The sequence below is a fragment of the Candidatus Villigracilis saccharophilus genome, assembly GCF_016711665.1.
This window is the reverse complement of sequence record NZ_JADJSO010000070.1, coordinates 1-26050: the sequence shown is the minus strand read 5'-3', so window position 1 is coordinate 26050 and position 26050 is coordinate 1. Positions and strand designations below refer to the sequence as shown.

Below are 26050 nucleotides of genomic sequence, written 5' to 3'. Positions count from 1 at the left end.
GATGTGAAATTTGCTTTTTTATCTTTGATCTCCTCTGTTTCCAGGATTTGCCGTCAACCATTTCTAAGAGATCTTCATTCTTCAGAACCACCACATTCCATTCAGCACTGAGTCCTTTAAGATTAATGGAGCCAGTGCGTACTGTGTTAAAAGGAACTCGGTTTCTTGTTATCCCAGTATTCATATTCAAGCCCTGCAACATCTTCTTCTTGATATATAGCCTACTACGCCGCGATTTACTGGTAGAGATTCTTTAACAGGATCATGTCTGCCTCCCATCGATCAAGAGTTTCCGTGCCTCTATCTCCAATATCCAAAGAAGCAGACCAAAGTTGTATTATATTGAATAAGCTAAAAAGCAATAGTAATATTGCTGATATTTTTTTTATCCCTGCTTGCAGCATGATCTTATTCCTATCGGATGAAAATTTTCTTTTCTTCTAGCAATAGCTCATGAGGAAAAGAAATTATTGCCCTAAGTACAAATCTGCGAGTTTGAAAGGAAATCATTTGGCTGATTTTAGCAGAAATAAAAAAGGGCGTGAGGTAAATCACGCCCTTTTTTATTCTATGTGCGATCTGGAAATTCTACCCGAATAACTCCATCAGCTGCTTCACATGCACAACGCCGTCGAAGCCTTTGATGTCGCCTTTGCGGAGTTCGGCTTTTTCGCCGTCTGCATCACCCAAGCAGGAGACGATCACATCACCGGGGCTGACATCTTCCTTTTCGGTGTAGTGATTGGTGGTGACGATCACATTCGCGCCTGCTGCTTTGGCGGCGCGAGACCATTCTTGGGATCTTCCACTACGATCACTTCATCGGGACTTAATCCAAGCTTGGAAAGCGCAAGATTATAAATCGCGGGATCTGGTTTCTTCTTTTCCACCACATCACCTGCGAGCACGATCTCAAACTTGATGTCTGAAAGTGGACCTTCAGTGATCGCTTTCGCAGCCTGCTCATTGGATGTGGTGCAGATGGCAAGCTTGAGGCCTGCATCCATCACTTCCTTCATGAACCTATGCAACCCCGGGCGAAGCGGGAGTTTGCGGTTGAGATCAATTCCACGAACAGAGCGGTCTTGCGCTTGTGCATTTCCTTGACGAGGCTGTCAATTTCTTCCTCGGTCATAGGCTTGGAAAACCCCTTGGTCTTCCAATGATGCTTCATGCGTTCCTTGCCGCCGCCAACTTGCAGCAGTTCATGGTAATACTCAACATCCCATTCGTCAGTGAAGCCAAATTCCTTGAAGGTCATGTTGAACGATACACGGTGACCATCACGTTCTGTGTCAATGATCACGCCATCCTGGTCAAAGAACACTGCTTTGATTTTTGACATAATTTCCTCCATTTAATAAACCCTAAAGGTCTTTAAGACCTTTAGGGTTTACTTGGATTAATTTATTTCTTCATCCCAAAGAATTCAAGGATGGTATCCACGAACAACTGATTTTCTTCCGCGGAGCCGACTGTCACACGGAACCAGCCATCGCTGCCGTACTTCTTGCTTTCGCCGCGCAGGATGATGCCCTTGGTTTCTGCATAAGCAAGAACTTCCTTGCCGGTCTTGCCTGTCTCGCCACAATCAAAAAGGATGTAGTTGGCTTTGGAGTTCATAACATAGAAACCAGGAATCACGCTCAAGGATTCTGTGATGAAATCCACTGCATTATTGTTGAATTTGACACGTTCCGCCAGGCCTTCTTCATCTTCAAAAGCCGCGAGCGCTGCCCACATCGGGATCGTGCCCACGTTCCAGGGGAGGAGTGAGCCGGCGATCTGGTCGATGACTTCCTTGTCCGCGATGGTGTATCCGAAGCGCATCCCAGCCAGACCATAAGCCTTGGAGAGTGTGCGGGTGATCAACACATTCTTGTACTTCTTGGTCAATTGGACTTGAGACATGCCCAAGCCTGCATATTCCATGTAAGCTTCGTCAATGACGAATGGAATTCCCAATTCGGCAATGGTGATAAAGTGCTCCGCAGCCATGTAATTGCCTGTCGGGTTGTTCGGATTCGCAACCACGATGATCTTGGTCTTGTCGGTCACAGCCTTGATAATGGCTTCGGGGTCGTATTCCATCTTGTGATCTTTATAGATCATCGGCACAGAGACCATCTTTCCGCCGAGCAAAGTTCCGCGCAGACCGTAAATGCCGAAGCAGGGTGTGTGTTGAATGACTTCATCACCCGGCTCAAGGAACATGCGGAAAATATTGTCATAGACTTCGCTCGAACCGTTGCCGATCATCACGTTACCGGGACCATCAACATTGTTCATCTCAGCGATCTTGCTGCGGACGACCAATCCCTGATCGGGGTAGCGATTCGCCATCTTGGCATACTTGTACATCGCCTCCAACACCTTGTCGGATGGGGGCAGCGGATTCTCATTCGACATCATGCGGTGCAATGACGGGTCGCGCCAAGCTTTTTCGATATGATCCGAAATGTACATCGGGATGCCCTTAACCCACGGGGCGTAATATTCTTCAATTTTCTTCATTACCATAATCTCCTAATTCAATTATTTTTTTTTCAAGTTGCGAGACCTTCGACTTTCAATCTTCAACTTGCAACCTGTAACTCGCTCTTACGCCTTGCCTTCGCAGCCCAACTTGTCCATCCAGTGCATCACAGCTTTGCGGGTTGCGTCGCGGACAAATACATCCAATTTGCCAGGATCATACTCATCGCGGTGCGCGGACAGATATTCCCATTTCGCATCCAGCAGGGTGTGCTTCAACTCGGTTGAGACATTGAACTTCGCGCCGCCTGCCGCGAGCAATTTGGTGACGTAATCATCGGGCAGGCCTGTTCCGCCGTGGACGACGAGCGGGGTCTTGATGCCATTGCCGTTCAACATCTTGTGGATGACAGCCATGCGCTCGAAATCGATCTTCGGATTCTTGGTCTTGTAGACACCATGTGCGGTGCCGATGGCCGGGGCGAAGATGTCCACGCCGGTGCGTTCAACGAACTCAACCGATTGTTCGGGATTCGCAAGCTGCGCTTCATCTTCAGCAACTTTGATCTGGTCTTCCACACCACCCACGGTTCCCAATTCGCCTTCGACGGAAATGCCGCCAATTGCATGGCAATAATCTACCACTTCCTTGGTCTGGCGGATGTTCTCTTCATAAGACTGTTTGGAGGCATCGATCATGATGTTGGTGTAGCCAGCATCTGCGCACTTCTTGCAGTAGTCAATGCTGGTGGAGTGATCGAGGTGCAAGCATACTGGTACTGGAGCAGACTCGGCCAATGTGCGGAAGATATTCACCATCATCTGAGTCCCCAAAAATTGTGAGGGCTTGACGGAGGTCTGGACGATGACGGGGGTTCTCTTTTCGATCGCCGCGTCGATCACTGCTTCGAACTGCAGCAGGTCAGTCACGTTGAACGCGCCCACGGCCCAACCTTCCTTCGCCGCAGGGATCATGATTTCTTTTGCATTTACGATAGACATAGTTTTCTCCTTACATTACAAATTTTGAATTTTCTACTTTGATTTCTTGCCAACATCTTTTAACCACTGCTCCCAGCGATAATCTGTCACATGAGTGCGGAAGCGTGCGAACCACAGATCGGCATAACCCTGGAAATCTTCTTCCAGTTTGGAAATGCCCGTTTGTGTTGTACCCCACATGGATTCGTGCAGCTCAGACATGGGCCACATCAGGCGCAAACGCGCGTATTGCTTATCGGTTACTTCACCAAAGTATTCATACAGGAAGTTATCCACCTGCTCTTCATTCAGGCGGTGATGGTGGGCGAAGTTGCCAAGATCAAAGAAGATATCGCCCATGCCTGGCGTATTCCCAATCCAGCAGTCTGATCTCGCCAATATCGCCAGGTACATCCTCTTCAAGCCAGTTTAGATTCAAGAGGTCGTTATGAGTAGGCGTTGGGGTGTATGGATCCTTCGCCAGCGCCTTTTCCACTTCTTTTGTTTTCTGCATGATCCAATCCCAATCATGCGGGAATTTTGCGTTGTTACTCTTGGAAATCTTGGTCAACATCTCCACGCGACGAAACACATTGAACTCGCCTTTTAGTTTGGGTCCGCGCCTATGGAAGAGGCGGATCTTTTTTGCCACACGCGCAAGATAATCAGGGGTCTTGATCACATCAGGCGGGATCGTTTTTCCTGTTATAAATTTTGTCACAATGTAATTTTCAGGCTCAATGAAATACACGACTTCCGGCGCGATCCCCATTTGTCCCGCCGCGTAATTTGCCGCATACTCCACATCACGCTTGATACCGAGTTGATCTGTACCTTCGCCTGCGAGGTCGAATCACATATGCCCTTCCATCTGCTTCGACTTTGAAATTTAAATTTGTGATGCCGCCGCTCAAAGGAGTTTTCTTAATATTCTTTGATTCGGCAAGGAACGGAACTTTATCAATGGCTTTATCGATTGCGAGTACTGACATGGCATTATCTCCAATTTAGGATTAGGATTTTTGCTTGCGAGTAGGCTTTCGTTTTAAAGTATTTGAATTGGCAGCCTCCTTTGGCGATTATTTAAACGCTTCTTTCCTGACTGTGAATTGATTCTGCTTACTGACGAATTCTCTCAGCCTTGGGATCCCACAACACAGCCTGCGCCACCTCCGCGCCGACCTGTTCCCCGAAACATTCAACCTGTAATGTTGTTCCAACCTTCGAGTACTCCATTGGGAGATAAGCGTAGGCAATGGACTTGTTGACCGAATATCCAAAACCGCCCGAAGCCACCCAGCCGACGATCTTATCGCCAGAGCGGATCGGTTCCTTGCCAAGTACGATCGTACGGTCATCGGCTAGAGTGAGTGTGCAAAGTTTGCGCTTGATACCTTCAGCCTTTTGCTTGACCAGCGCATCCTTGCCGGTGAAATTGGCTTTATCTAATTTCACTGCAAATCCGAGACCTGCTTCATAAGGAGTGTAGTCAGGTGAAATCTCTCCGCTCCAATAGCGATAACCCTTCTCAAGACGTAAAGTGTCAATAGCCTTATATCCGCCAGCAACCATGCCTTCGGGAGCGCCTGCTTCCCAGAGTGTGTCCCAGAGTCGCAGACCGTACTCCGTCGGGCAGTAAAACTCCCAGCCCAGCTCGCCAACATAAGTTACGCGCGAAGCGAGAACGGGGATGTCGCCAATTGTGATGCGGCGATTCGTCATGTAGGGGAATCCGCTATTCGAGACATCATCGGATGTGACTTTTTCCAGGATCTTGCGCGCCTTCGGTCCCCACATGCCGATACAGGCATACGCCGAGCCGACATCTTCAATTGCGACGGTGCCGTCTTCGGGCATGTTGAGCGAGAGCCACGACATATCATGCTGGCCAAAGGCTGTGCCTGTGACAATGAAGAAGCGGTCTTCCGCAAGGCGGGTAACCGTGAAGTCACATTCAATGCCGCCGCGTTTGTTGAGCGCCTGGGTGTAAACGATCGTGCCGATGGGCTGGTCAATTTCATTCGCGCAGACGGTGTTGAGGAAGTTCAACGCGCCGGAACCGCGCACTTCAAATTTGTTGAATGATGTTTCATCGAAGAGACCAGCGTTCTCGCGGGTCATCAAATGTTCGTGACCGATGGCGCGCGACCAATTTTGGCGCGCCCAGCCGCGCGGTTCGTGACCGTGAGTGGCAACTTCTTCGTATTTCTTAAACCAGTTCGGGCGTTCCCAGCCCATTTTTTCACCGAAATAACAGCCGAGGTCGCGCAAGCGGTAATAAGTGGGCGAGATGCGCACGTTGCGCTTTGACAAACGTTCTTCGCCTGGGAAGTGAATGTCATAGTATTGCGTGTAGGTTTCAAAGGTGCGTGCTACTGTGTAGTTGATGCTGTTGTAATTCGGGCCAAAGCGGCGAACATCCAGACGCCACATGTCCCACTCAGGACTGCCGTCAATGATCCATTCCGCCATCACCTTGCCGATGCCGCCTGCGCCAGCAAGTCCATGCGCACAGAAGGCGCACGCCACCCAGAAACCTTTGACAGTGGTGGGGCCGAGCAGGAATTCGCCATCGGGTGTGAAGCCTTCAGGGCCATTCAGGAGTTTGATGACTTCTGCATTTTCAATCGCAGGCACGCGTCGAATTGAATTTTCCATCAAAGGGGTAAAGCGTTCCCAGTCTGGGGGAAGTAATTGAAATTTGAAATCTTTGGGAATGCCGTTCATGCCAAATGTAGCGGGTTGACGTTCGTAACCGCCTGTGACCAATCCACCGACTTCTTCGCGCCAGTAGACCAATAGGTCAGGGTCGCGCAAATTGGGGAAAGTGTTTGTCACGCCTTCGATGGGTTTGGTCATGATGTAAAGATGCGCCATCGGGACAACGGGCAGATTCAGTCCAACCATCTTGCCAACTTCGCGTCCCCACATACCTGAGGCGTTGACCACGATCTCAGTCTTGATCGTGCCTCTGCTGGTGACCACTTCGCTGACGCGGCCATCTTTTAGGTTGATGCCTTGCACATCTGTATCTGTGAAAATTTTTGCCCCTCTATTTTTTGCGCCTGCCGCGAGAGCATTTGTTAAACCAGTTGGATCGATACTGCCGTCATTGGGTGTGTAAGCTGCGCCGAGCACGCCATCCATCGACATGAGCGGAAACATATCGTGCGCTGCTTTGGCCGAAATTAATTCCATTGGCACGCCGAAGGAATTTGCCATGCCAACGAGACGTTTGGTTTCTTCCATGCGTTCTGCGGAACACGCGAGGCGCAGCCCGCCGACTTCACGCCATGAAGTATCCACGCCGGTTTCTGCTTTGAGTTTGCGATACAGGTCAGTGCTGTAGTGCATCATGCGCGTCAGGTTGGCGTCCGAGCGCATCTGACCCACCAATCCTGCCGAGTGCCAGGTTGAACCTGCTGTTAGCTCGTGTCGTTCAAGAATAACGACATCTTTCCATCCCATAAGCGTGAGATGATAAGCAATGCTTGCTCCACCTACACCGCCACCTATGATTACGACTTGCGCTTGCGTTGGAAATTCTGACATTGATGTTATCTCCTTGAAAATCTATTTCCACGAAGTGTCACAAAGGCGCACAAAGGAAATGAAAAGATCTTTGGTTTTCCTTTGTGCACCTTTGTCTCCTTTGTGGTTAAAAATTATTTTTGCCAAACCGAATCAGGACGGGCCATTTCTGCTACGATATCAAATGTGGATATTGCGCCAAGGGGGAATGCGTCTGGATCGTTTTTGTCGATCACAACGAGTCTATGGTAATGGTTCTGGATCATGAGATCTGCTGCTTCTCGCAAGCTGGCGTTGATGTCAATTGTTAATGCTGGGTGCATTACATCACGTACGATTAATTTTTCCCCCGTGTTGTCTTCTTTTACAAATCGCAGCAGATCATGCCCGCTGACAACGCCGAGGATCTTTCCTTTTGCGTCCACTACCAGAACCGAGCGCCAGCCTGAAGATGTCATTGCGCGCGCGGCAGATGCAACAGGAGTCTTTCCGCGGCAGACGAGGATCGCATCCGACATTACATCCCCGACGGTGTCGCGTTTTGTTTTGATTTCATTTGCGATACTGGCGACAAAATCGGAGAGTGAAATGATGCCGACAGGTTTTCCGTGATCTGTTACAAGAAAACGGCTGACTCTTTTTTCGATGAAATGGTCTACTGCTTCAGCGAGGGGAATGTTTGCTTCAACAGAATCAACTGGCTGGGTCATCAGATCCGCGGCAGTTAATTTTCGCATGGTCGTCAAACTTTCAGAATCTGATGAAAGCCATTCGCCCGCCATCAGATCAAAATCTGAAATAACCCCCATAATGCGTCCATCGCGGTCTGTGACGAACAAGGCGTGTACTTTGTTTTGGTTAAGCAGAACGGCCACTTGTCCTAAAGTAGCTGTCGGCTTGCAGGTCATCACACCGGGGTGCATTAGATCTTTTACAAGTTTGGTCATGGAAACTCCAATAGAAAAGACCCTAAAGGTTTGCCTGAAATGGGCAGGTTCGTTTTTATCAAAAACCTTTAGGGTCCGCTTTGTTGAAAGGAACAGTCAAATTATAATGAAAAATTCAAAAACTTGCAAATTCCTTCAAATTCTTATATAATCCGCCAAATGGGTAAACCCCTTATACCAGCTCAACGGCGCGAAAGAATTCAGGAATATCTGGCGATTCATCAAATTGTCCGCACGGGTGATTTGTGTAATTTGTTGGAAACATCTGAAGCCACGGTTCGGCGCGACCTTGAGTGGCTGGAGCAAAAGGGAGTTTTGGAGCGTACTCATGGCGGGGCAATCTTAAGTCAGCGCGTGATTTTTGAGCAGGCGTATCAACAGCGCGCACAGCATTATCCTGAAGAAAAAAAACGCATTGGTGAACTTGCCGCCTCTCTGATCGAAGAGGGTGATATTGTTTTTATTAACAGCGGTACGACAGCGACGCAGGTACTTCAACATATCAGGCGCGATTCGCGCATTACAGTTTTTACGAATAATGTGAATGCGGCATTGGAAATCGGCGACCCGGGCTTTCTCTATTATTTGACCGGGGGCGAGTTCCAATCACGATCCAACTCCCTGTCAGGCCGCTTCGCGCTGGACAATTTGAATCTGGTCTTTGCCAACAAGGTGATCCTTGGCGTGGACGGAATCTCATTAAAACATGGCTGCACCGTTCCGACCAATGCCGAAGCGGAAGTGGTGCGCCGTATGATCGATCGTACCAAGGGTCAAGTCATCATTGTGGCTGATCATAGCAAGTGGGGCGCTGTATCCAACTTCCCTGTGGCGAATATTGATGAAATAGACAAACTCGTTACCGACGAAGGATTTGGCCTGTCGGCCGTTGAAGACCTAAAAGAAAAATCCATTGAAACACTGATTGCAAACAATCCGAATATAATTACATAAAATAAATCCCTCATAAAACAGGTGAACCTCATGAAAGATCAAGCACAGATCGTGATCATAGGCGGCGGCATTTATGGAGCCAATATTGCATATCATCTTGCAAAGTACGGGCGCAAGGATGTTGTGATCTTGGAGAAGGGTGAAATTGCCAGCGGCGAGTCATCTCACGCGGCGGGACTTGTAACCCAGTTTGCCACATCACAAGCCATGTTGAAATTCCGCATGTATAGCACGGAGTTGTACAGTGAGTTGGGTTTGTTCGATCATGTTGGGAGTTTGCGTGTCGCATCGAGCAAGGAGCAGCTCAAAGAGTTGGAAAGAAGCGTCAGCCGCGCGAAAGCCTTGGGCTTGGAATGCGAAGTCATTTCTCCTGCTGAAGCTCTTAAGGTCATGCCGCAGATTTCACAGAAAGATCTATACGGCGGTATTTATCTTCCGCGTGATGGACAGCTTGATCCTTACACAACCACAACTTCTATGGCCAGGTTCGCAAAAGAACTTGGCGTGGAAATCTATACCAATACACGTGTGACGGGAATTGAACTGTCAGCCAAGGGAGAAGTTCAGCGCGTAATAACAGACAAAGGCGCGATCCGATGCGAGATTGTTATCAATGCGGCTGGACTGTGGGCTCCGCGAATTGCCGCGATGGTGGGCATCAACATCCCAACGACTCCAGTAGATCATCAGCACATTGCGTTGAAGGCTGTGCCCGGACACGAGTTCACACATGACACACCTTGTTTGCGGGACCCTGATAATTTGGTTTACATGCGTCAGGAGCAGGGCGGACTTGTGATCGGCGGTTATGAGCCGACCCCAATCGCGCGCTGGATCGATGGCGTGCCGTGGGAACATGGCAGCTCGACACTGCCATCAAATTTTGATCAATTTGAAATGCTGCTTGAAGGCGCGATCAAACGATTGCCATTTTTGGAGCAAGCGGGAATCATCACGCTCGTTTGTCACCCTGGCGCGTATACACCCGACTGTCAACCCATGCTTGGACCGATGGCCGGTGTGCGCGGATTCTGGATGGCGGCAGGCATGTCGTTGAATGGCTATGGCGGCGCAGGCGGTATGGGCAAACTGATCGCCGAATGGATCATTGATGGCGAAGCGCCGATGGATGTCTATTCCTATCGCGCCACACGTTTTGGAAATTATTATTCCGACCCTGTCTACGCGGCGGAACGAACGAAAGAAAGCGTGAAATATTATTATCGTTTGCGCTTCCCGCATGATGAGCATGAAAATGCGCGGCCTCATCGAGTCAGCCCCGTTCATTATCGTTTGCTGGAACACGGCGCGGTATTTGGCGAAAAATTTGGCTGGGAGCGTGTGAATTATTTCCAGCCTGGCAAACCGTCACGCCGCATGGGCGAAGATCAACGTCAATGGGGCTGGAGCAAACCGCCGTTCTTTGAGCGTATGGGCGTGGAGCATCAAGCCACTCGTGAAAAAGTTACTCTTTTTGATCTGACCTCATTTGGAAAGATCGAAGTAAAAGGCAAAGGCGCATTGCCTCTTTTGCAAAGATTGACCGACAGCGATATCAATAAACCAGTTGGCAGCGCGATCTACACTCAATTCTTGAACACGCGCGGCGGGATCGAATCCGATCTAACCGTTACTCGTTTGGGTGAAGATCATTTCTGGGTCATCACTGGCTCGGGTTTTATAGCCAACGATCTTGCCCGTATTCAAATGCATGTAGATGAAAAAGACGGCGAAGTATCCATTCGTGATATTACACAGGATTATGCCTGTCTCGCTTTGTGGGGACCCAATGCTCGCAAGGTGTTGGAGAAGATCACCAGCGATGATGTTTCGAATGCGGCGCATCCTTACTTAACGACGAAGCTGGTCAACATCAACGGGGCAAGAGTCTACGCCCAGAGAGTTAGCTATGCGGGCGAACTGGGCTGGGAGCTTTATATCCCCAACAACAAAGCCAATATGGTCTGGGACATGCTGATTGAAACAGGCAAGGATTTTGGTCTCGAAGTCGGCGGCTATAAAGTTTTGGATTCCCTGCGCCTTGAAAAAGGATACCGCTATTTCACGACTGATATCACCCCGTCAGAAACTCCCTACGAAGGCGGACTTGGTTTCTGTGTTCATCTTGATAAAGGAGATTTCATCGGGCGCGATGCTTTAATCAAGCAAAAAGCCGAAGGCGTAAAACGCAAACTTTGCACCTTCGTGCTTGCGGATGGCGATGATTTCACACAAATTTACGGCGGTGAAGCGATTTATCACGAGGGCAAAGTTCTTACCCGCGTACGAAGCGGCGGATATGGTTTTACGATCAAGAAGAATATTCTATATGCCTATCTGCCGACCGAATTAGCCAAACAAGGCAATCGCTTCACAGTTGACCTGATAGAGGGCCGGCGCGAAGCGGAAGTGACTGCGTCTGTATTATTTGACTCCAAAGGCGAGAGAGCGCGTGCCTAAAAACTATTAACCGAAGGTACACAAAGGATTAGCGACTTTCCTTTGTGATCTTTTGTGACACTTTGTGGTAAATTCTTAGAATGCCTTCTACTAAACAGACCTCTCCCGCTTACATTGGCTTTGGCATGTTGACTCCTGTCTACATCATGGCCTTGGATAAACTGCCAAAACATAATACTGGCGCGATCGTTCATCAGGTCAGTGAGTATGTATATGATGATGCAGCGATCATTGCCTGCAACCTCCGTCAGTGGGGTATATCCACTGGCATGATCGGCACAGCTGTCGGTGATGACCTGCTCGGGCATTATGTCGCCGATACGCTCGAAGAAATGGGCGTGCAGGGAAAGGTGCGCTTTACGAAGAAGTACAAAACTCCGCTTGAAGTTAATGTTTCAGATAAATTAGGCGCGCGCACATATTTCTGGCAGCGCTCTCCTGAGATTTTAAGCACACTTGATACAGCAGATCTGTCCATGCTGAAAGGCGCGAAACTAATGTACGTGGATTGGTACGACGGCGACCACATCATCCGCGCGATGAATGAAGCCAGGCGGCATAATGTTCCAGTGTTCTTGAATCTTGAACATGGACATAATGACCCTGCGATCATGGAAAAATTTGCCAGCCGTGCCACGATCTGTCAGGCTGTGACCGATGCGGCGCAGATCGGGAAAAAGGCGCCATGCTTTCAGTGGCGAAGAAACTACTCAAGGCAGGCATCAAGACCGCCATCATCACGATGGCAAGTCAGGGGCTGTATGGTGGTGCAGGATGATGAAATTGTCCGCATTTATGCGCCAAAGGTTAAGGCTGTGGATGGCTCAGGCGCAGGCGCGACATTTTCCTCAGGTTTTATTTATGCTTATCTGAAAAAATGGAGTCTGGAAGAATCCGTCCGTTTTGCGATTGCCGCCGCTTCGCTAAAAGTCACGCACTCTGGTTTGAAGATGTTTCCTGTTAAGGATATCAAAGCGCTTGCGTCCACATTGCGGGTTGACCGCATGGTTTATCGCGATAATCGTTTTTTTGAGATCAATAAACTGATATCGCAGGCGCAGGATAGTCCGCTTGTGCAGGAAAGCAAAAAGTTTGCAGAGAAACTTCTGTCCAAGAAGAGACCTCAGCATAGAAGAAAGATCAAGAAGTCGATGGTTGGATAATATTTATAAATAAAAGGATGTGAGCCATGTCATTTGCAGAACTTCTTACTCAGGAACAGGTACAACGTATTCACGATGCCGCGCTGGAGATCCTCGAAGATGTGGGATTGAAAGTCCGCTACGAGCCTGCGCGTGAAATTTTTGCCAAACACGGTTGTCACGTGGATGGTGAGCGCGTCAAATTCCCGCGCGAAGTGGTGGAAAAATATCGCAAGATGATTCCGCCGTCGTTTACCTTTTACGCGCGTGACCCGAAATTCGATAAGACGATCCCGCGGGATAGCCCGATCATCGTCACGGCCAGTTCTGCTCCAGATATTATCGACCCTGTCACAGGTCAGGAAAGACGCGCTGAGTCTGGTGATATCGCGCGGATCGCGCACCTGATCAATGAACTGCCTGGCTACGACGTCTTCTCCATTTCCACTTTGGCAGATGACGCGCCGGCGGATCAATTCACGATCTCGAGGCTGTATCCTGCTCTCAAGTATTGTCTCAAACCGATCAGGGTTACCACCACAGATCACAAAGACACATTGAGCATTATGAAGATGGCGTATATGGTGGCTGGCGGAGAAGCGGCTTATAAGGAACATCCTTTCCTGACCCATCATTATTGCCCGACTGTCTCACCGCTTTCGATGGATAATCTTTCAACTGAAAATGTGATCTATTTTGCCAGAGAAGGATTGCCTGTTTACCCGACCATTGTGCCTAACGCTGGGTTAACTTCACCCATGTCCATGGCGGGGACGCTTGTGCAGGGCAATGCAGAATTCCTTGCCACCGCAACTCTGATGCAAATGGTCAAGGAAGGCACGCCGACGATCTATGCCACGCTTGCCACTGTAGCGGACATGCGGACTGGAGCCTACACCTCCGGTGGAATTGAGTGCGGAATGCTGCACATGGCTTTTGCGCAGATCGCTCATTTTTATAATGTGCCATGCGGCGGATATATTGGATTAACGAATTCCAAGGTGAACGATGCGCAGGCGGGATATGAAACAGGCATGTCTGCGATGGGCGGCATGGACAGCGGCATGGATATGTTCAATATCGGTGGTTTGATCGACGCCCTGAAGACTTTTGATTTTGCCAAGGCTGTCATTGATGATGAAGTCGCGCAAATGATGAAGCGTGTCAAACGCGGCGTGACGTTTAGCGATGAAGACCTGGCTGTGAACTTGATCAAGGAGATCGGTCCTGGCGGTTCATTTATCGTCGCCAAACACACCATCAGCCGCATGAAGACTGAGGCGGTGATGACCAAACTGGCAGATCGCGATGCGCGCACTGCGTGGGTCAAGAAAGGTTCCATGGATATCCATGCGCGCGCGATGAAGAAGGCGAAAGATATTATGAATAACAATACCGCCTCCTTGATCGCGCCTGAAATGGAGGAAAAACTCCGCGCCGAATTTGCGGGTCTGGTCTCAGGTGAGTTGAAGCCGATCGAATAAATTAATCCGGGTTGGGAGTATGTATGTTAAAGTTTTTTAAACGCAAGGAAGATGTATTTCAAAAGTTAATCGAACAGCAGGCTTCAATTACTTATGAAGCATTGAGATTGTTGGTGAAATATTTGGAGACACAGGATCCCAATGTGGCGGAAGAGCTTTCCATGAAGGAAAAAGAAGCGGATGAGGTGCGCCGCATCCTGATCGATGAGTTGAATCGCACCTTTGTCACGCCATTTGACCGCGAGGATATTTTTTCCCTGTCCCGTTCCATCGATGATATTGTGGATTATGCGGATACCACCGTGATGGAGATGGTGATCTTAAAAGTCAAAGCCACCCCCTATATGTTGAGGATGGCAAATTTATTAAAAGATGCCGCCTACGAAATCTGGCACGCAGTTCAGCGCCTTCCCACACATCCAAATGTCGCCACTGACCACGCACAGCGCGCCAAAGCGCTTGAGAATCGCGTGGAAGCTGTCTATCGCGAAGCCGTCGCGGATCTGTTCAGCGGTCCCGAAGACATTCATCACGTGGTGGAGATGCTAAAAATGCGAGAGGTATACCGCCATTTGTCTAATGCGGCAGATCGTGGGGATGAAGCTGCGAATACGATCGCGGATATTGTTGTAAAGAAAACTTAACAGGTTGTTAATGTCTCCTGAACTGATATTTGTTATTATTCTGGCAGTCGTTTTTGATTTCCTTAATGGTGTCCATGATTCCAGCAATATCGTGGCGACCATGATCGCCTCGCGCGCATTCCGCCCGCAAACTGCGCTTGCACTTACGGCAACGGCTGAATTTTTAGGCCCATTTCTGTTTGGCGTGACAGTTGCGAAGACCATTGGCGAAGAAGTTGCGCAAGCCAGCGCCCTTAATTTGGATGTGATCGTTGCCTGCCTGATCGGCGCGATCGTATGGAATCTACTGACCTGGTTCTTTGGGATTCCCAGCAGTTCATCGCACGCGTTGATTGGCGGGATCGTTGGCGCTGTGCTGGCGGGCGCGGGATTTGGCGCCATAAAATTGCAAGGCCTTGGAAAGGTTGTGATTGCCTTGTTCACCTCACCGCTGATCGGATTCGCTGCTGGTTTTCTGATCACACGTCTGATCTATTTTTTGGCGCGCAACGCGACTCCGGATGTCAATTGGTTTTTCAAAAACGGACAGTTTGTCACTGCTTTGGGTATGGCCTTCAGTCATGGGACAAATGACGCTCAGAAAACCATGGGTATCATCACGCTCAGCCTTGTGATCAGCGGGAATATTCCCGGATTCCAAGTCCCTTTCTGGGTGATCATCGTAAGCGCTTCAGCCATTGCACTGGGCACGGCATTGGGAGGCTGGCGGCTGATCCGCACACTTGGCGGGAAGTTTTATAAGATCCGCCCGGTGCATAGTTTTTCAACTCAATTGACTTCGGGTATCGTGATCCTTACCGCGTCGGTATTTGGACTGCCGGTCAGCACATCGCAGGTCGTCAGTTCCGCGATCATCGGTGTTGGGTCTTCAGAGAGGTTAGGGAAAGTCCGCTGGAGCGTCGCCCAGGAAATCGTCACTGCCTGGTTCATTACGATCCCCGCCAGCGCTTTATTTTCCGCAGGTATTTATTGGTTAATCACTTTGCTGAAATGAACCTGTCCTGTGGGAAAAATCACTATGATCAATAAGTTCAAAGTTGAATTGTTTGACTTTGAATATTGATGATGCTACAATATTAACGTTGCATTAACAAGATGGAGGTGTGCAGGAAAAATAATTGACATTGGTTTCATCGTCCAATCAAACAAACAAAAATCATAAGGAGTAGAGAGAGATATGAATAAAAAGTTTGCTTTTCAATTATTTGCTCTGTTCGTGATCGCGTCCATGATGTTATCGGCTTGTGGCGGAGGCGCTGCCCCGGTGGCTGAAGGTGCCGTTGCAAGTGTGCCAGCTGACCTGGTTAAGGCTTGTAAAGACGAAGGAATGTTGTCAATCATTGCAACTCCTGCTTCATGGGCCAACTACGGCGAAATCTTTGAACTGTTCAAGGCAACTACCGGTGTCGAACTCAACTCACTCGACGAGAACGCTGGTTCCGCGGATGAAATTGCCGCAATCGAAGCCAATAAGGGAAATAAAGGCCCTCAAGCTCCCGATATCGTTGATGTCGGTTACGCTTATGGGCAACAAGGCATTGATGGCGGATATTACCAGCCTTACAAAGTCACCACCTGGGACAAGATCCCTGACACCGTTTTAGGCCTGCCTGCCAAGGATCCAAATGGTATGTGGACCGGCGGTTATTACGGCGTGATGGTGCTTGAAGTCAACACTGCTGTTGTAAAGAATGTCCCGCAGAATTGGGCTGACTTGCTCAAACCCGAATATAAGGGTCAGGTTGCCCTCACTGGCGACCCCCGCAGCTCCAACCAGGCTGCCCAGTCTGTTTTCGCGGCTTCCCTCGCGAATGGCGGCTCCTTGGATGATGTCCAGCCTGGTCTTGATTTCTTCAAGCAGGTGAATGAGGCCGGCAACTTTGTGCCTGTGATCGCCAAGGTCGGTACCATTGCCCAAGGCGCAACCCCGATCGTTCTCGCCTGGGACTATAACGCCTTCGGTGACAAGGACTCCCTCGCCGGCAACCCGCCGCTTGAGATCGTTTATCCTTCCCCGACCATCGCCAGCATGTACGTTCAGGCGATCAGCGCGTATGCCCCGCACCCCAACTGCGCCAAAGTCTGGATGGAAATCCTGCACTCTGACGAAGGTCAACTGGCCTGGATGAAGGGATATGCTCACGGTGTCCAACAGGCTGACATGGAAGCCCGTGGTGTCATTCCTGCTGATCTGAAAGCCAAATTGCCCTCCTCCAGCGCTTTCGCTTCGGCCGTTTCCCCCAGCCCGGATCAACTTTCCGCAGCACGTGATGCGATCAAGACCGGTTGGGATTCCACCGTCGGTGTAGAAGTTACAGAATAATCAGGTTGTGACTGTGTCACAAACTACCCTACAGCAGGACGCGCCAAAAGCGCGTCCTGCTCTCCCCAAATTCCCACTGGCATGGCTTGGCGTCATGCCTTTCTTTCTATTTGCCTTTTTGTTCCTCCTATATCCATCCTCTACGATCGTTGTACGCACCTTTTTGGATTCGAAAACAGGGGAATTTACGTTTCGAAATGTTCTAAATCTTATTCAGGATCCCTATGTTTTGGGCGCATATTGGTTGAGCATTAAGATCAGTGTGGTAACTGCTTTGGGCGGGGGCATTTTCGGTTTTCTGCTGGCTTACTCTTCCATTCGCGGTGGTCTTCCGCGCATCATGCGTACCAGCCTGATGACGTTCAGTGGTGTAGCTTCGAACTTTGCGGGCATCCCGCTTGCGTTTGCTTTCATTGCGCTCTTAAGCCCGACCGGTATGTTGACGAATTGGCTGAAATTCACAGGCATCAACATATACGATTATGGGTTTACACTCTATAAGTTTTGGGGTTTAAGCGTTGTGTATATGTATTTCCAATTTCCCCTCATGGTCTTGATCATTGCGCCCGCGATCGATGGATTAAGGCGCGAGTGGATCGAGGCTTCGGAGAATCTTGGCGCAAGTACACTGCAGTACTGGCGCTATGTGGCTTTTCCGATCTTGCTGCCTTCCATCATGGGTTCGATGATCCTGCTCTTTGGTAATTCGTTTGGCGCTTTTGCCACGGCAGTCGCGTTGACTGGAGGTTCATCCATGAACCTGGCAACGATCGTGATCGGTGCGCAATTGCGAGGGGACGTATTGGGAGATCCGGGGTTGGGCTATGCTGTCGCCTTTGGGATGGTGATCGTAATGACCGTGGTAATGACCGTTTATACGATCCTGCAACGAAGAGCAGAAAGGTGGTTGAAATGAAACGCAGCGGTGTGATCTGGTCCTGGTTTTGGATGATTCTTGGCATCCTGTATTTTTTTCTGCCCCTTTTGGCTACCTTCCTTTTTTCATTGCGCGCCGAGCTCGGACACTTGGGATTTAAAGCATACACAAACGTTTTTTCTGACCCGCAATTCCAGATCAAATTCCCCGCCTCGATTTTATGGGCAGTGCTGACCATCATCGTGGCGATCGTGCTTTTTGTGCCCACAGCTTACTGGGTGCGACTTAAAGTGCCGCAGGCCCGTTCCGCGGTGGAGTTGATCACCTTGCTTCCCTTTGTTATCCCGGCCATTGTTTATGTGTTTGGTCTGGTGCGGACATTTAGCCAGCCGCCTTTGTTGATCGTGAACAGCCCGGGCTTGTTGATCGCAGGCTATACGGTCTTATCCATGCCTTATATGTATCGTGCGATTGATACAGGGTTGCGTGCAATTGATGTGCGTACTTTGACCGAAGCCGCACAAAGTCTGGGTGCTGGATGGGGAACGATCCTCTTTCGGGTGATTTTCCCTAATATCCGCGTCTCGATCCTGAGCGGCGCTTTTTTGAGTTTTGCTATTGTCATGGGTGAATATACCTTGGCACAATATCTTGCCAAACCCGCTTTTGCCCCCTATATTGCCCTGTTGATCCAGAACAAGGCTTATGAACCCGCGGCAGCCACGATCATCAGCTTTGCCCTTATTTGGGCTTGCATGGGAATTATTCAATTGATCGGCGGCGGTGAACAGGGGCAGGTCACTGGTGGACATTAATCACACCACTCAAGGAAAATCAATATGACACATTTAAAACTTTCAAATATCTCAAAGGAATATTCCGGGACAACTGTGGTTCAGGATTTCAACCTTGATGTGGAACAGGGCGAGTTCATTTCCTTTCTTGGCCCATCGGGCTGCGGGAAGACAACCACCTTGCGCATGGTGGCAGGATTTGAAACACCGACGACGGGTTCCATCACCATCAATGGTGAGGATATTACGAATAATGCTCCGAACCAGCGCAATGTGGGCATGATCTTTCAGGCATACGCGCTATTCCCAAATATGACCGTTGCGCAGAATATCGGTTTTGGGCTGCGTATCCGCAAAGAATCCGAGACAGTCATCAAGGACCGGGTCGCGGAAATGCTTTCGCTTATCCATCTTGAAAACAAAGCCAATAGCTATCCCTACCAGCTTTCAGGTGGCCAGCAGCAGCGTGTGGCTTTGGCGCGCGCGCTCGCAAATCAACCCCAGGTACTACTGCTCGACGAGCCGCTCTCTGCTTTGGATGCAAAGATCCGTGTCCAGCTTCGTTCCGAGATCCGCGCCATCCAAAAGAAAATGGGAATTACCGCGATCTTTGTTACCCATGATCAGGAGGAAGCGCTTTCCATATCTGACCGAATTGTTGTAATGTATGAAGGCAGGATGGAACAGGTCGGTACGCCGTTTGAAGTTTACAATTTCCCCACGACTCGTTTTGTGGCGAATTTTGTCGGTTCGTTGAATACCGCCGACGCGGAAGTGGTCGACCCTGCGACGGGTTTGGTGAGTATGAACGGCGTCCATTTTGAATCGGCGGAAGGCACAAAGGACAGGCAGAAAGGCGATAAGGTCAAGATCGCGATTCGTCCCGAGCGCTTTAGCTTTGCCTCTGAACAGAGGAAAGCCAATGTGGTTGATTCCACGATAGAAAATATTACGTTCCTGGGCTCGGTTGTCCGTATTCAGGTGAAGATTGGACAAACGAAGTTCAACATGGATACATTCAATAATCCATTCCTGGAGCTTCCGAAGATCGGATCGATGGAGCAGGTCACATGTTCAAGGGAAGCCGTACTTGTGCTTGACGAATAGAGATCGAACAATTACAAAACGGTTCGGGGTCGCGCTGACTCCGAACCGTTTTTATTTGAGGTGAACCATGAGCAGGGTGATACTTATTTTGTCTGACGCTTTACGCTATGATGTGGCTGTTGCCAATATGGGTTTTCTCGGCCATCTGGTGGAGTCAAAACTTACCAGCCTGTATAAAATAATCGGGGAACTGCCCAGCATGTCGCGCCCGATGTACGAGACTATTCATACAGGTGTGCCATCGAGTGCGCATGGGATCGTTGCGAATTCCATCGTGCGGCGTTCGTTCATGCAGAATATTTTTCAGTCTGTTTCAGGCGCGGGAAGGAGTACTGCGGCCGCAGCGTATTACTGGATTTCTGAATTATACAATCGCGCGCCATACGATCGGATTGACGATAAAGAGATAGATGATGGATCTTTAGCCATTCAACATGGCCGCTTTTATACGGAAGATGATTACCCTGATATTGAACTCTTTTCACTGCGGCGCATCTCATCCGCAAATTTTCACCTGATTATTTACTGCTTCACCCCATGGGCATGGATTATCACGGCGAGACCTTTGGTTCTGATTCAAAGGAATATCGCAACCATGCCATTCGTCAGGATATGTGGCTGGCGCCATTAATTCAGGAATGGCTGGAACGTGATTACATCATTTTTGTGACAGGCGACCACGGCATCAACAAGGATGGCGCGCACGGCGGGACCACCTCCGAGCAAAGAGATGTTCCATTGTTCTGCATCCAGCCGAATGTTAAAGGAAGAGGTGATACGGGTCAGGTCGTATCGCATTTGCAGATCGCCCCAACCATCCTCAAATTATTGGATGTCCCAATTCCTGAGACGATGAAACATCCGCCGCTATCCTTCGACTAACGCCTTGACCAGCTCGCGATTAAAATCGGGAATGTCCGCGACCACCCGCCCCCAGACCTGGTTGCCCTCACGAAAGGCAGGTTCATCCGCCCAGACCGCGCCCGCATTGACGAGATCATCCTTGATGCCTATTGACCCTGTGGCGCGTTGACCTTTTTTGATGATGCCGGCTGAGATGGCGGTCGAGCCGCCATGACAGATGATGCCGACAATTTTATTGGCTTGATCTATCTCTCTGACAATGTTTTTTACGCTGTCGTATCTGCGTAATTTATCTGGAGCCCATCCGCCTGGAATGATGATCGCATAAAGTTCACTTGCTTTCAGTGACTCGATCAACGTGTCAGGGGTAAGAGTTAGACCGTTTTTTCCTTTGATAGGTTTCAAATCCAGAGCCGCAGAGAGGACTTGCGCGCCTTCTTCCTGCAAGCGCATCATGGGCACAACCACTTCGCGTCCCATCACTTGACGTTTCATGTGAGCGTCCGCGTTATCTTCGCCCGTGTCATTATGGCGGTATTGACTTACTGGTTCATGGGGTGCGAGTTTTTCCAGCCATCTTTCATAATCATGGTGCAGACCGCTCTCGTCATCGTTGATAAAGACCGAAGCGGTGATGTGCATGGCGTTCACAAGTCCGTCACAATTACCACTTTGAGATTTCACCAAACCTCAGCTTGCTCCTATCAAAACCGAATTCCCATGCATAATGCTCGTAAAACAGGAATACAGATAGATATATTAAATCGTGTCTCCCTGGCTTATGCAAGGGAGATTTTTCATTCTCCGATGATCTTGATTAGAACGCGCTTGCGACGTCGTCCATCGAATTCACCATAGAAAATCTGCTCCCAAGGACCAAAATCCAGTTTACCATCTGTAATGGCAATGACTACCTCGCGACCCATGATTTGGCGTTTGAGATGAGCATCTGCATTATCTTCACCGGTTTGGTTATGCTTGTATTGACTTGTTGGTTCATGGGGGGCAAGTTTCTCCAGCCAGTTTTCATAGTCTTGATGGAGCCCCGATTCATCATCGTTGATGAAAACAGAAGCGGTTATATGCATCGCGGAAATCAGAGAAAGGCCTTCCATAATTCCACTCTCTTGGAGGCAGGCCTCTACTTGAGGGTAATGTTTATTAAGCCAAGACGGGTGGAAATGTTAAACCAGAGTTCTTTTCGGAAGGATTTCATAGCTATCTCATAATATAGATTTTGTTGTCTATAAAGATTTTACTTTACTCTCAGATATTGAGATAGTTGAATATTAACTGAAACTAATATTGTTCGGCTAACAAACTCTGAATGGCATCTTCGGTCTCGCTATAATTTCCTTCGCCAATATGGATATAACGAAGATGTCCATTTTATCTATTAGATACAACGTGGGCCAATAACGGTTTTGTAAGCCTTCCATGTTGCGCCGTCGTTATCCTGCGCGACGGCATATTTGATTCCATTTTCGGAAACAGCGGCTTGCAGGTTGGTGAGGTCTTCTTCAAATGAAAACTCGGGGTAATGATTGCCGATGATGACAAGTCCCTGGTCGCGATATTTTTCATCCCATTCCTTCAACGAAGGAATCACATGTTGGCAATTAATTCAGCCAAAGGTCCACATGTCGATGGCGACGACTTTGCCGCGCAAATCTGCGAGGCGCAAGGGGGCGTCCACATTCAGCCAGGTCTCATTTGTCAGTTCGGGAGCAGGCCCCAGGTCAGGTAGTGAGGCGATAGATGATGATGTTGGTTTCGTCACAGTTTCATTTCCTGACACGGCTGTCACGCAAGCGGTCAATCCAAAGATCAATACAGGCAACCATAATCGTTTCATGTGTAATCTCCTTGATGTCCCATTCTAGGAAAAATTTTCTTACGAAATGATTACGCAGGGCTAAGAGTTTTGTTAAGGAAGGGTAAACGTAAATCGACTACCGCGCCCCGCTTCACTCTGAACTTTGATCTCGCCACCATGCGCCTGTACAATGCCGCGTGAGATCGCAAGCCCTAGTCCTGCGCCGCCTGTGGAACGGCTGCGGATTTTTCGCCGCGATAAAAACTTTCGAATACGTGCGGAAGATCTTCCGGCACGGATGCCTTCGCCAGTGTCAGACACACATACCTCCACCCCAGAAGCTGTTCGCCGCGCACGAACTTTTACAAGCCCTTCGGCTGGCGTATGCCGCAACGCATTGCCAACTAAATTATTTAGCACGCGCCCGATACGCTGCGTATCCATCATCACCGGATCAACATTGGGTCAACGCTGCCTTCGAGTTTCACTCCCTGACGCAACGCCAGTTCGGAAAAAGATTCGAGCGTATCTGAGATCAAGTCTGATAAGGATGATTCTGCGCGGTCAAGCGGAATTCCGCCAGTATCCAACTGCGCCATTTGAAAAGATCATCGATCAAAACAGAAAGCGAACGCACATCACGCTTAGCCGTGCCTAAATAGCGCTTGACCGTTTGAGGGTCATCCACAACGCCGTCTTCCAATGCCTCGAGAATCGCACGCATGGAAGCAAGCGGGGTTTGCAGGTCATGCCCAACCCAGGCGATCAGATCTGCGCGCAATTGCTCCAGCTCGCGCTGTTTGGCATCCACCGCTTCGAGCTGTTCCGCCATTTGGTTAAAAGTATTTGCAAGCGCGGCAACTTCATCACGTCCGCTAATAGGGACGCGTGTTTTTAGGTTCACCTTTGCCAGTTTTCCGCCGCATCCTTAAGTAAATATATTCGGCTTATAACAGTGCTGGATAGAAAATATCCCAGCACCATTGCCATGCCGCTTGCAAAATAAGCAGAACAATGGCAAGCAAAGATCATGCTCGCTGACAAACATCATTTGCGCAGAAAACCAAACATTGAAAAAAAAGTCAGCAGGCTTGAAAGCGCATATCCGCCCAGCAAAGACCAGCGCAAGGTCGGCGAAAGAGTCATCCAGCCAAGGCGGTACGCAATATAGCCCGCCGCCACCGAAACAAGCGCGGTAACGCCAAGGAACGTTGCCATTAAACCAAGTTCGCCCAATGGCGGCGACATCAGCATTTTGAAAACGCCAAGCGAAAGCGCGGTGGTGAGCAAGACTGCCCAAACAAAACGGGTGATCAAAGGGATGCGATCAAATAAATTTTTCACGGTTCAAATTTATATCCCACTCCCCAAACGGTAATAATATGTTTCGGCGAGGAGGCGTCGCTTTCAATTTTTTCGCGCAAGCGGCGTATATGCACCGTTACAGTGCCGGGGTCAATGTAATCTGCACGCCCCCAGATCCGCTCCAATAATTGATTCCGCGTAAACACCTGTTTTGGATGACGTGCCAGAATATAAAAAGTATCGAACTCTTTGGCGGTCAATTCGATACTTGATTTGTTTACCATTACAATGTGTGTACGAGGATCAATTGAAATTGTTGGAAAGGATAACGCCCGCTCAGACTCTGCCTCGGCCTGCTCCCGTCCAATGCGCCTTAAAACCGCCCGCACACGGCTCACCAACTCCTGGGGACTGAACGGCTTGACCAATAATCATCCGCGCCCATTTCAAGCCCAGCGATCCGATCAATCTCCTCGCGCCGCGCAGTGACCATGATGATCGGCACATTACTATGGTCACGCAGCCAGCGTGAGGGAAAGACCGTCTATTTCAGGAAGCATGAGATCCATTACCACCAGGTCTGGGATCTTTTTTCAAGCATGGACATGGCTTGCCTGCCGTCTTTGCGGTTTGTACCTGAAAACTGCGCGACTTAAATACAACCCTACTACTTCTGCAATGCTGGGCTCATCTTCCACAATGAGAATATTTTTTTCACTCATGATCGATATGATACTTGATTATCGAAGCGGGAAGATATTAACAAAAACCTTACGTTCTATCCAAATTGATTAACTCCTTTCGTAAGGGTTTGACACTCTTTTTGTAATGACCTCGATAACCTTGTGCCATCGTAACGGATCAAAGGAGAAGATGAAAAACAAAACAAGTACTTTCTCAACATGGACTTTGATGGCTTTTCTCGGTCAAGGCTTGCGCCGGGAGCCTACACCCGACTGGCATACATTATGGAGAAGGGAAGTGCCGACTGCCGAAGCAATGATGGATAAAGCGACCCCAACCGCTGATGCCATGATGAGCAAGGAAACCCCAACCGCAGACGCGATGATGGACAAAGAAACGCCCACCGCAGATGCGATGATGAGCAAGGAAGCCCCAGCCTGGTACTCTGCATCTCTCACTAATGCAAGCACGGGACAGGCTTTCACGATTAATCAGATTTCAAAGGCAAGGTTGTGCTGGTAGAAAACCCTGGCGATGTGGGTGTTCCAACTGCAAAAACAACAGGACAGGCCAAGGTTTGCATGACTTGTTTGGCGAACGGGATGACTTATCAGCCTTGGGTTTGGATATCGAGAACGAAAACGCTGGTCAGACCTCAAAGGCGATATGTGAGAGTAATGGTTTGACTGGATGCGTATGCAGTAGCCATGTATGATATTGCATTATGATCTTCAAAACATTATGGCGACCAGTTCCTGAATCCGCCATCCACGCCCCGGTTGGTCATTGATCAAAGGCGAAGCGCATCCACTGCCGTTTGGCATCAAAAGCGCGGATGAACTGTTGAAATCGCGCCCAACCCTTCCTCGATGAAGGGATGGGAGTGCCGTCTGGTGTGTCCTGAAGGGTGGATATTAAAAACGGAACACGCAAACACGCAATAAGTCCAAAGCTGAAACACACTCAAAGGATAACTATGGAAACCATCATCACATCTTTTAACCATCGGATTGTTTGCCACCACTAGCCCCTGGCAGTTGCCTTTTGTACCTCCTGGCTTTCTTGCCCATATCAGCGGCGGCGATGGTGGATGGCTTGCAGGAAAACCAGCCGTTATTTTCTTGGTTTTTTGTGCTGGCAGGTGCGTATGACCATGATGCTTGCACTCTGGTGGAACTATCGCTCTTCCGATTTCAGTCGGGAAGGCGCTTTCATTTCTCATTCCAATTGAGACGCGATCATCATCATTTTTGGGATCTGTTGTTGTTCAACTGTTAATCCATTCAAAATTTGTCGCAGGTGTAATCCCATTTTTGTCCCACCCATTTGTAAATGCCTTCGTGTAACGGCATGCTAGATAAGCGGACTGATCGCTCTGCCCTGCTCAGGTCAGTTGGTGGTGAGGATCTTGCTTTGTCGCTGACCGTGGTGATGCGCTGGGAAATTAAACGTATTCTTTTGGTTTTGAATGGGGTTTGGGATCCCGCTTTAAGTGCTGTCTTTTCTCTCAGGCGCGTCGCAGCCTGAATCACACGCCAGTTTGCCATGCGCGTGCGTTTGATCAACTTCGTAAGCGGGTTTATTATTGTTGGGCGTGGGAATTTACGATATCATCGTCAATTGGGAATTGATCAAAGTCTTTCTGGCTGATCAAGTTTGTTG

Annotated in this window: 31 protein-coding genes and 2 pseudogenes; 14 read left to right on the top strand and 19 right to left on the bottom strand. The window is 49.2% G+C overall.

Annotated elements, in window-relative coordinates; translation table 11 throughout:
• From IPL17_RS22170 to IPL17_RS22120, 11 genes are all read right to left on the bottom strand, one after another.
• The coding region (locus IPL17_RS22170; protein WP_345309268.1) for a hypothetical protein at positions 1-184 on the bottom strand (184 nt) is incomplete at its 3' end.
• Between the two features lie 404 nt (positions 185-588).
• Positions 589-759: a hypothetical protein gene (locus IPL17_RS22165; RefSeq protein ID WP_345309267.1), complete on the bottom strand. Its 171-nt coding sequence runs from the start codon at positions 757-759 to the stop codon at positions 589-591.
• Positions 756-1031: an HAD-IA family hydrolase gene (locus tag IPL17_RS22160; RefSeq protein WP_345309266.1), complete on the bottom strand. Its 276-nt coding sequence runs from the start codon at positions 1029-1031 to the stop codon at positions 756-758. The genes IPL17_RS22165 and IPL17_RS22160 overlap by 4 nt, the downstream gene beginning before the upstream one ends.
• Positions 1016-1345, bottom strand: a complete 330-nt coding sequence (locus IPL17_RS22155; RefSeq protein ID WP_345309265.1) for a hypothetical protein — start codon at positions 1343-1345, stop codon at positions 1016-1018. Before IPL17_RS22155 ends, IPL17_RS22160 begins: the two co-directional genes overlap by 16 nt.
• A gap of 62 nt (positions 1346-1407) precedes the next feature.
• Positions 1408-2514, bottom strand: a complete 1107-nt coding sequence (locus IPL17_RS22150) for a histidinol-phosphate transaminase (protein WP_345309264.1) — start codon at positions 2512-2514, stop codon at positions 1408-1410.
• 87 nt (positions 2515-2601) lie between these two features.
• Positions 2602-3477 (bottom strand): class II fructose-bisphosphate aldolase, encoded by an 876-nt coding sequence (locus IPL17_RS22145; RefSeq protein WP_345309263.1) that lies wholly within the window; start codon positions 3475-3477, stop codon positions 2602-2604.
• A 33-nt stretch (positions 3478-3510) separates the two neighbouring features.
• On the bottom strand, positions 3511-3816 hold the full coding sequence (locus IPL17_RS22140) for a hypothetical protein (RefSeq protein ID WP_345309262.1): 306 nt from the start codon (positions 3814-3816) through the stop codon (positions 3511-3513).
• On the bottom strand, positions 3797-4261 hold the full coding sequence (locus IPL17_RS22135) for a hypothetical protein (RefSeq protein ID WP_345309261.1): 465 nt from the start codon (positions 4259-4261) through the stop codon (positions 3797-3799). Before IPL17_RS22135 ends, IPL17_RS22140 begins: the two co-directional genes overlap by 20 nt.
• A gap of 1 nt (position 4262) precedes the next feature.
• A complete protein-coding gene (locus tag IPL17_RS22130) occupies positions 4263-4448 on the bottom strand; it encodes a hypothetical protein (protein WP_345309260.1) in 186 nt (61 codons plus the stop codon).
• A 127-nt stretch (positions 4449-4575) separates the two neighbouring features.
• Positions 4576-7008 (bottom strand): FAD-dependent oxidoreductase, encoded by a 2433-nt coding sequence (locus IPL17_RS22125; RefSeq protein ID WP_345309259.1) that lies wholly within the window; start codon positions 7006-7008, stop codon positions 4576-4578.
• A gap of 113 nt (positions 7009-7121) precedes the next feature.
• A complete protein-coding gene (locus tag IPL17_RS22120) occupies positions 7122-7934 on the bottom strand; it encodes a CBS domain-containing protein (protein ID WP_345309258.1) in 813 nt (270 codons plus the stop codon).
• Between the two features lie 159 nt (positions 7935-8093).
• On the opposite strand from IPL17_RS22120, the gene IPL17_RS22115 reads away from it, so the two are divergent.
• From IPL17_RS22115 to IPL17_RS22060, 12 genes are all read left to right on the top strand, one after another.
• Positions 8094-8888: a DeoR/GlpR family DNA-binding transcription regulator gene (locus tag IPL17_RS22115; RefSeq protein WP_345309257.1), complete on the top strand. Its 795-nt coding sequence runs from the start codon at positions 8094-8096 to the stop codon at positions 8886-8888.
• Between the two features lie 30 nt (positions 8889-8918).
• Complete coding sequence (locus IPL17_RS22110) at positions 8919-11348, top strand: FAD-dependent oxidoreductase (RefSeq protein WP_345309256.1); 2430 nt, start codon at positions 8919-8921, stop codon at positions 11346-11348.
• Between the two features lie 80 nt (positions 11349-11428).
• Entirely contained in the window at positions 11429-12511 is a 1083-nt protein-coding gene (locus IPL17_RS22105) for a PfkB family carbohydrate kinase (protein WP_345309255.1), read from the top strand.
• Between the two features lie 26 nt (positions 12512-12537).
• Positions 12538-13974 (top strand): trimethylamine methyltransferase family protein, encoded by a 1437-nt coding sequence (locus tag IPL17_RS22100; protein WP_345309254.1) that lies wholly within the window; start codon positions 12538-12540, stop codon positions 13972-13974.
• 23 nt (positions 13975-13997) lie between these two features.
• Positions 13998-14618, top strand: coding sequence for a DUF47 family protein (locus tag IPL17_RS22095; RefSeq protein WP_345309253.1), 621 nt, complete (start codon positions 13998-14000; stop codon positions 14616-14618).
• Between the two features lie 10 nt (positions 14619-14628).
• A complete protein-coding gene (locus tag IPL17_RS22090) occupies positions 14629-15612 on the top strand; it encodes an inorganic phosphate transporter (RefSeq protein ID WP_345309252.1) in 984 nt (327 codons plus the stop codon).
• A 183-nt stretch (positions 15613-15795) separates the two neighbouring features.
• Positions 15796-16941 (top strand): ABC transporter substrate-binding protein, encoded by a 1146-nt coding sequence (locus tag IPL17_RS22085; RefSeq protein ID WP_345309251.1) that lies wholly within the window; start codon positions 15796-15798, stop codon positions 16939-16941.
• 94 nt (positions 16942-17035) lie between these two features.
• The gene (locus IPL17_RS22080; protein WP_345309269.1) at positions 17036-17857 is read left to right on the top strand and encodes an ABC transporter permease subunit; all 822 of its coding nucleotides are present in this window, start codon (positions 17036-17038) and stop codon (positions 17855-17857) included.
• Positions 17854-18633, top strand: a complete 780-nt coding sequence (locus IPL17_RS22075) for an ABC transporter permease subunit (protein ID WP_345309229.1) — start codon at positions 17854-17856, stop codon at positions 18631-18633. Before IPL17_RS22080 ends, IPL17_RS22075 begins: the two co-directional genes overlap by 4 nt.
• 24 nt (positions 18634-18657) lie before the next feature.
• Complete coding sequence (locus IPL17_RS22070; protein WP_345309250.1) at positions 18658-19719, top strand: ABC transporter ATP-binding protein; 1062 nt, start codon at positions 18658-18660, stop codon at positions 19717-19719.
• Between the two features lie 67 nt (positions 19720-19786).
• A complete protein-coding gene (locus IPL17_RS22065; RefSeq protein ID WP_345309249.1) occupies positions 19787-20350 on the top strand; it encodes an alkaline phosphatase family protein in 564 nt (187 codons plus the stop codon).
• Complete coding sequence (locus IPL17_RS22060; protein ID WP_345309248.1) at positions 20257-20601, top strand: sulfatase-like hydrolase/transferase; 345 nt, start codon at positions 20257-20259, stop codon at positions 20599-20601. The genes IPL17_RS22065 and IPL17_RS22060 overlap by 94 nt, the downstream gene beginning before the upstream one ends.
• Here IPL17_RS22060 and IPL17_RS22055 read toward each other — a convergent pair.
• The 8 genes and pseudogenes from IPL17_RS22055 to IPL17_RS22020 form a co-directional block, all read right to left on the bottom strand.
• A pseudogene (locus IPL17_RS22055) lies at positions 20587-21237 on the bottom strand (DJ-1/PfpI family protein); the annotation flags it as partial. The gene IPL17_RS22060 and the pseudogene IPL17_RS22055 sit on opposite strands and share 15 nt — an antisense overlap.
• A 143-nt stretch (positions 21238-21380) precedes the next feature.
• Positions 21381-21799 (bottom strand): annotated as a pseudogene (locus tag IPL17_RS22050) (secondary thiamine-phosphate synthase enzyme YjbQ).
• 180 nt (positions 21800-21979) lie between these two features.
• Positions 21980-22192, bottom strand: a complete 213-nt coding sequence (locus IPL17_RS22045; protein WP_345309247.1) for a hypothetical protein — start codon at positions 22190-22192, stop codon at positions 21980-21982.
• Between the two features lie 15 nt (positions 22193-22207).
• Positions 22208-22438 carry a hypothetical protein gene (locus tag IPL17_RS22040; protein WP_345309246.1) on the bottom strand — a complete coding sequence of 77 codons (231 nt, stop codon included), beginning with the start codon at positions 22436-22438 and terminating at the stop codon, positions 22208-22210.
• 72 nt (positions 22439-22510) lie between these two features.
• Positions 22511-22843 carry an ATP-binding protein gene (locus IPL17_RS22035; protein ID WP_345309245.1) on the bottom strand — a complete coding sequence of 111 codons (333 nt, stop codon included), beginning with the start codon at positions 22841-22843 and terminating at the stop codon, positions 22511-22513.
• A 91-nt stretch (positions 22844-22934) separates the two neighbouring features.
• Complete coding sequence (locus IPL17_RS22030; RefSeq protein WP_345309244.1) at positions 22935-23303, bottom strand: histidine kinase dimerization/phospho-acceptor domain-containing protein; 369 nt, start codon at positions 23301-23303, stop codon at positions 22935-22937.
• A 143-nt stretch (positions 23304-23446) separates the two neighbouring features.
• Positions 23447-23743 carry a hypothetical protein gene (locus tag IPL17_RS22025; protein ID WP_345309243.1) on the bottom strand — a complete coding sequence of 99 codons (297 nt, stop codon included), beginning with the start codon at positions 23741-23743 and terminating at the stop codon, positions 23447-23449.
• Positions 23740-23988 carry a helix-turn-helix domain-containing protein gene (locus IPL17_RS22020; RefSeq protein WP_345309242.1) on the bottom strand — a complete coding sequence of 83 codons (249 nt, stop codon included), beginning with the start codon at positions 23986-23988 and terminating at the stop codon, positions 23740-23742. The genes IPL17_RS22025 and IPL17_RS22020 overlap by 4 nt, the downstream gene beginning before the upstream one ends.
• A gap of 207 nt (positions 23989-24195) precedes the next feature.
• Between IPL17_RS22020 and IPL17_RS22015 the strand changes: the two genes are divergently transcribed.
• Together IPL17_RS22015 and IPL17_RS22010 are read left to right on the top strand one after the other, a co-directional pair.
• Positions 24196-24360: a hypothetical protein gene (locus IPL17_RS22015; protein WP_345309241.1), complete on the top strand. Its 165-nt coding sequence runs from the start codon at positions 24196-24198 to the stop codon at positions 24358-24360.
• 217 nt (positions 24361-24577) lie between these two features.
• Positions 24578-24910: a hypothetical protein gene (locus IPL17_RS22010; RefSeq protein ID WP_345309240.1), complete on the top strand. Its 333-nt coding sequence runs from the start codon at positions 24578-24580 to the stop codon at positions 24908-24910.
• Positions 24911-26050: the final 1140 nt, after the last annotated feature.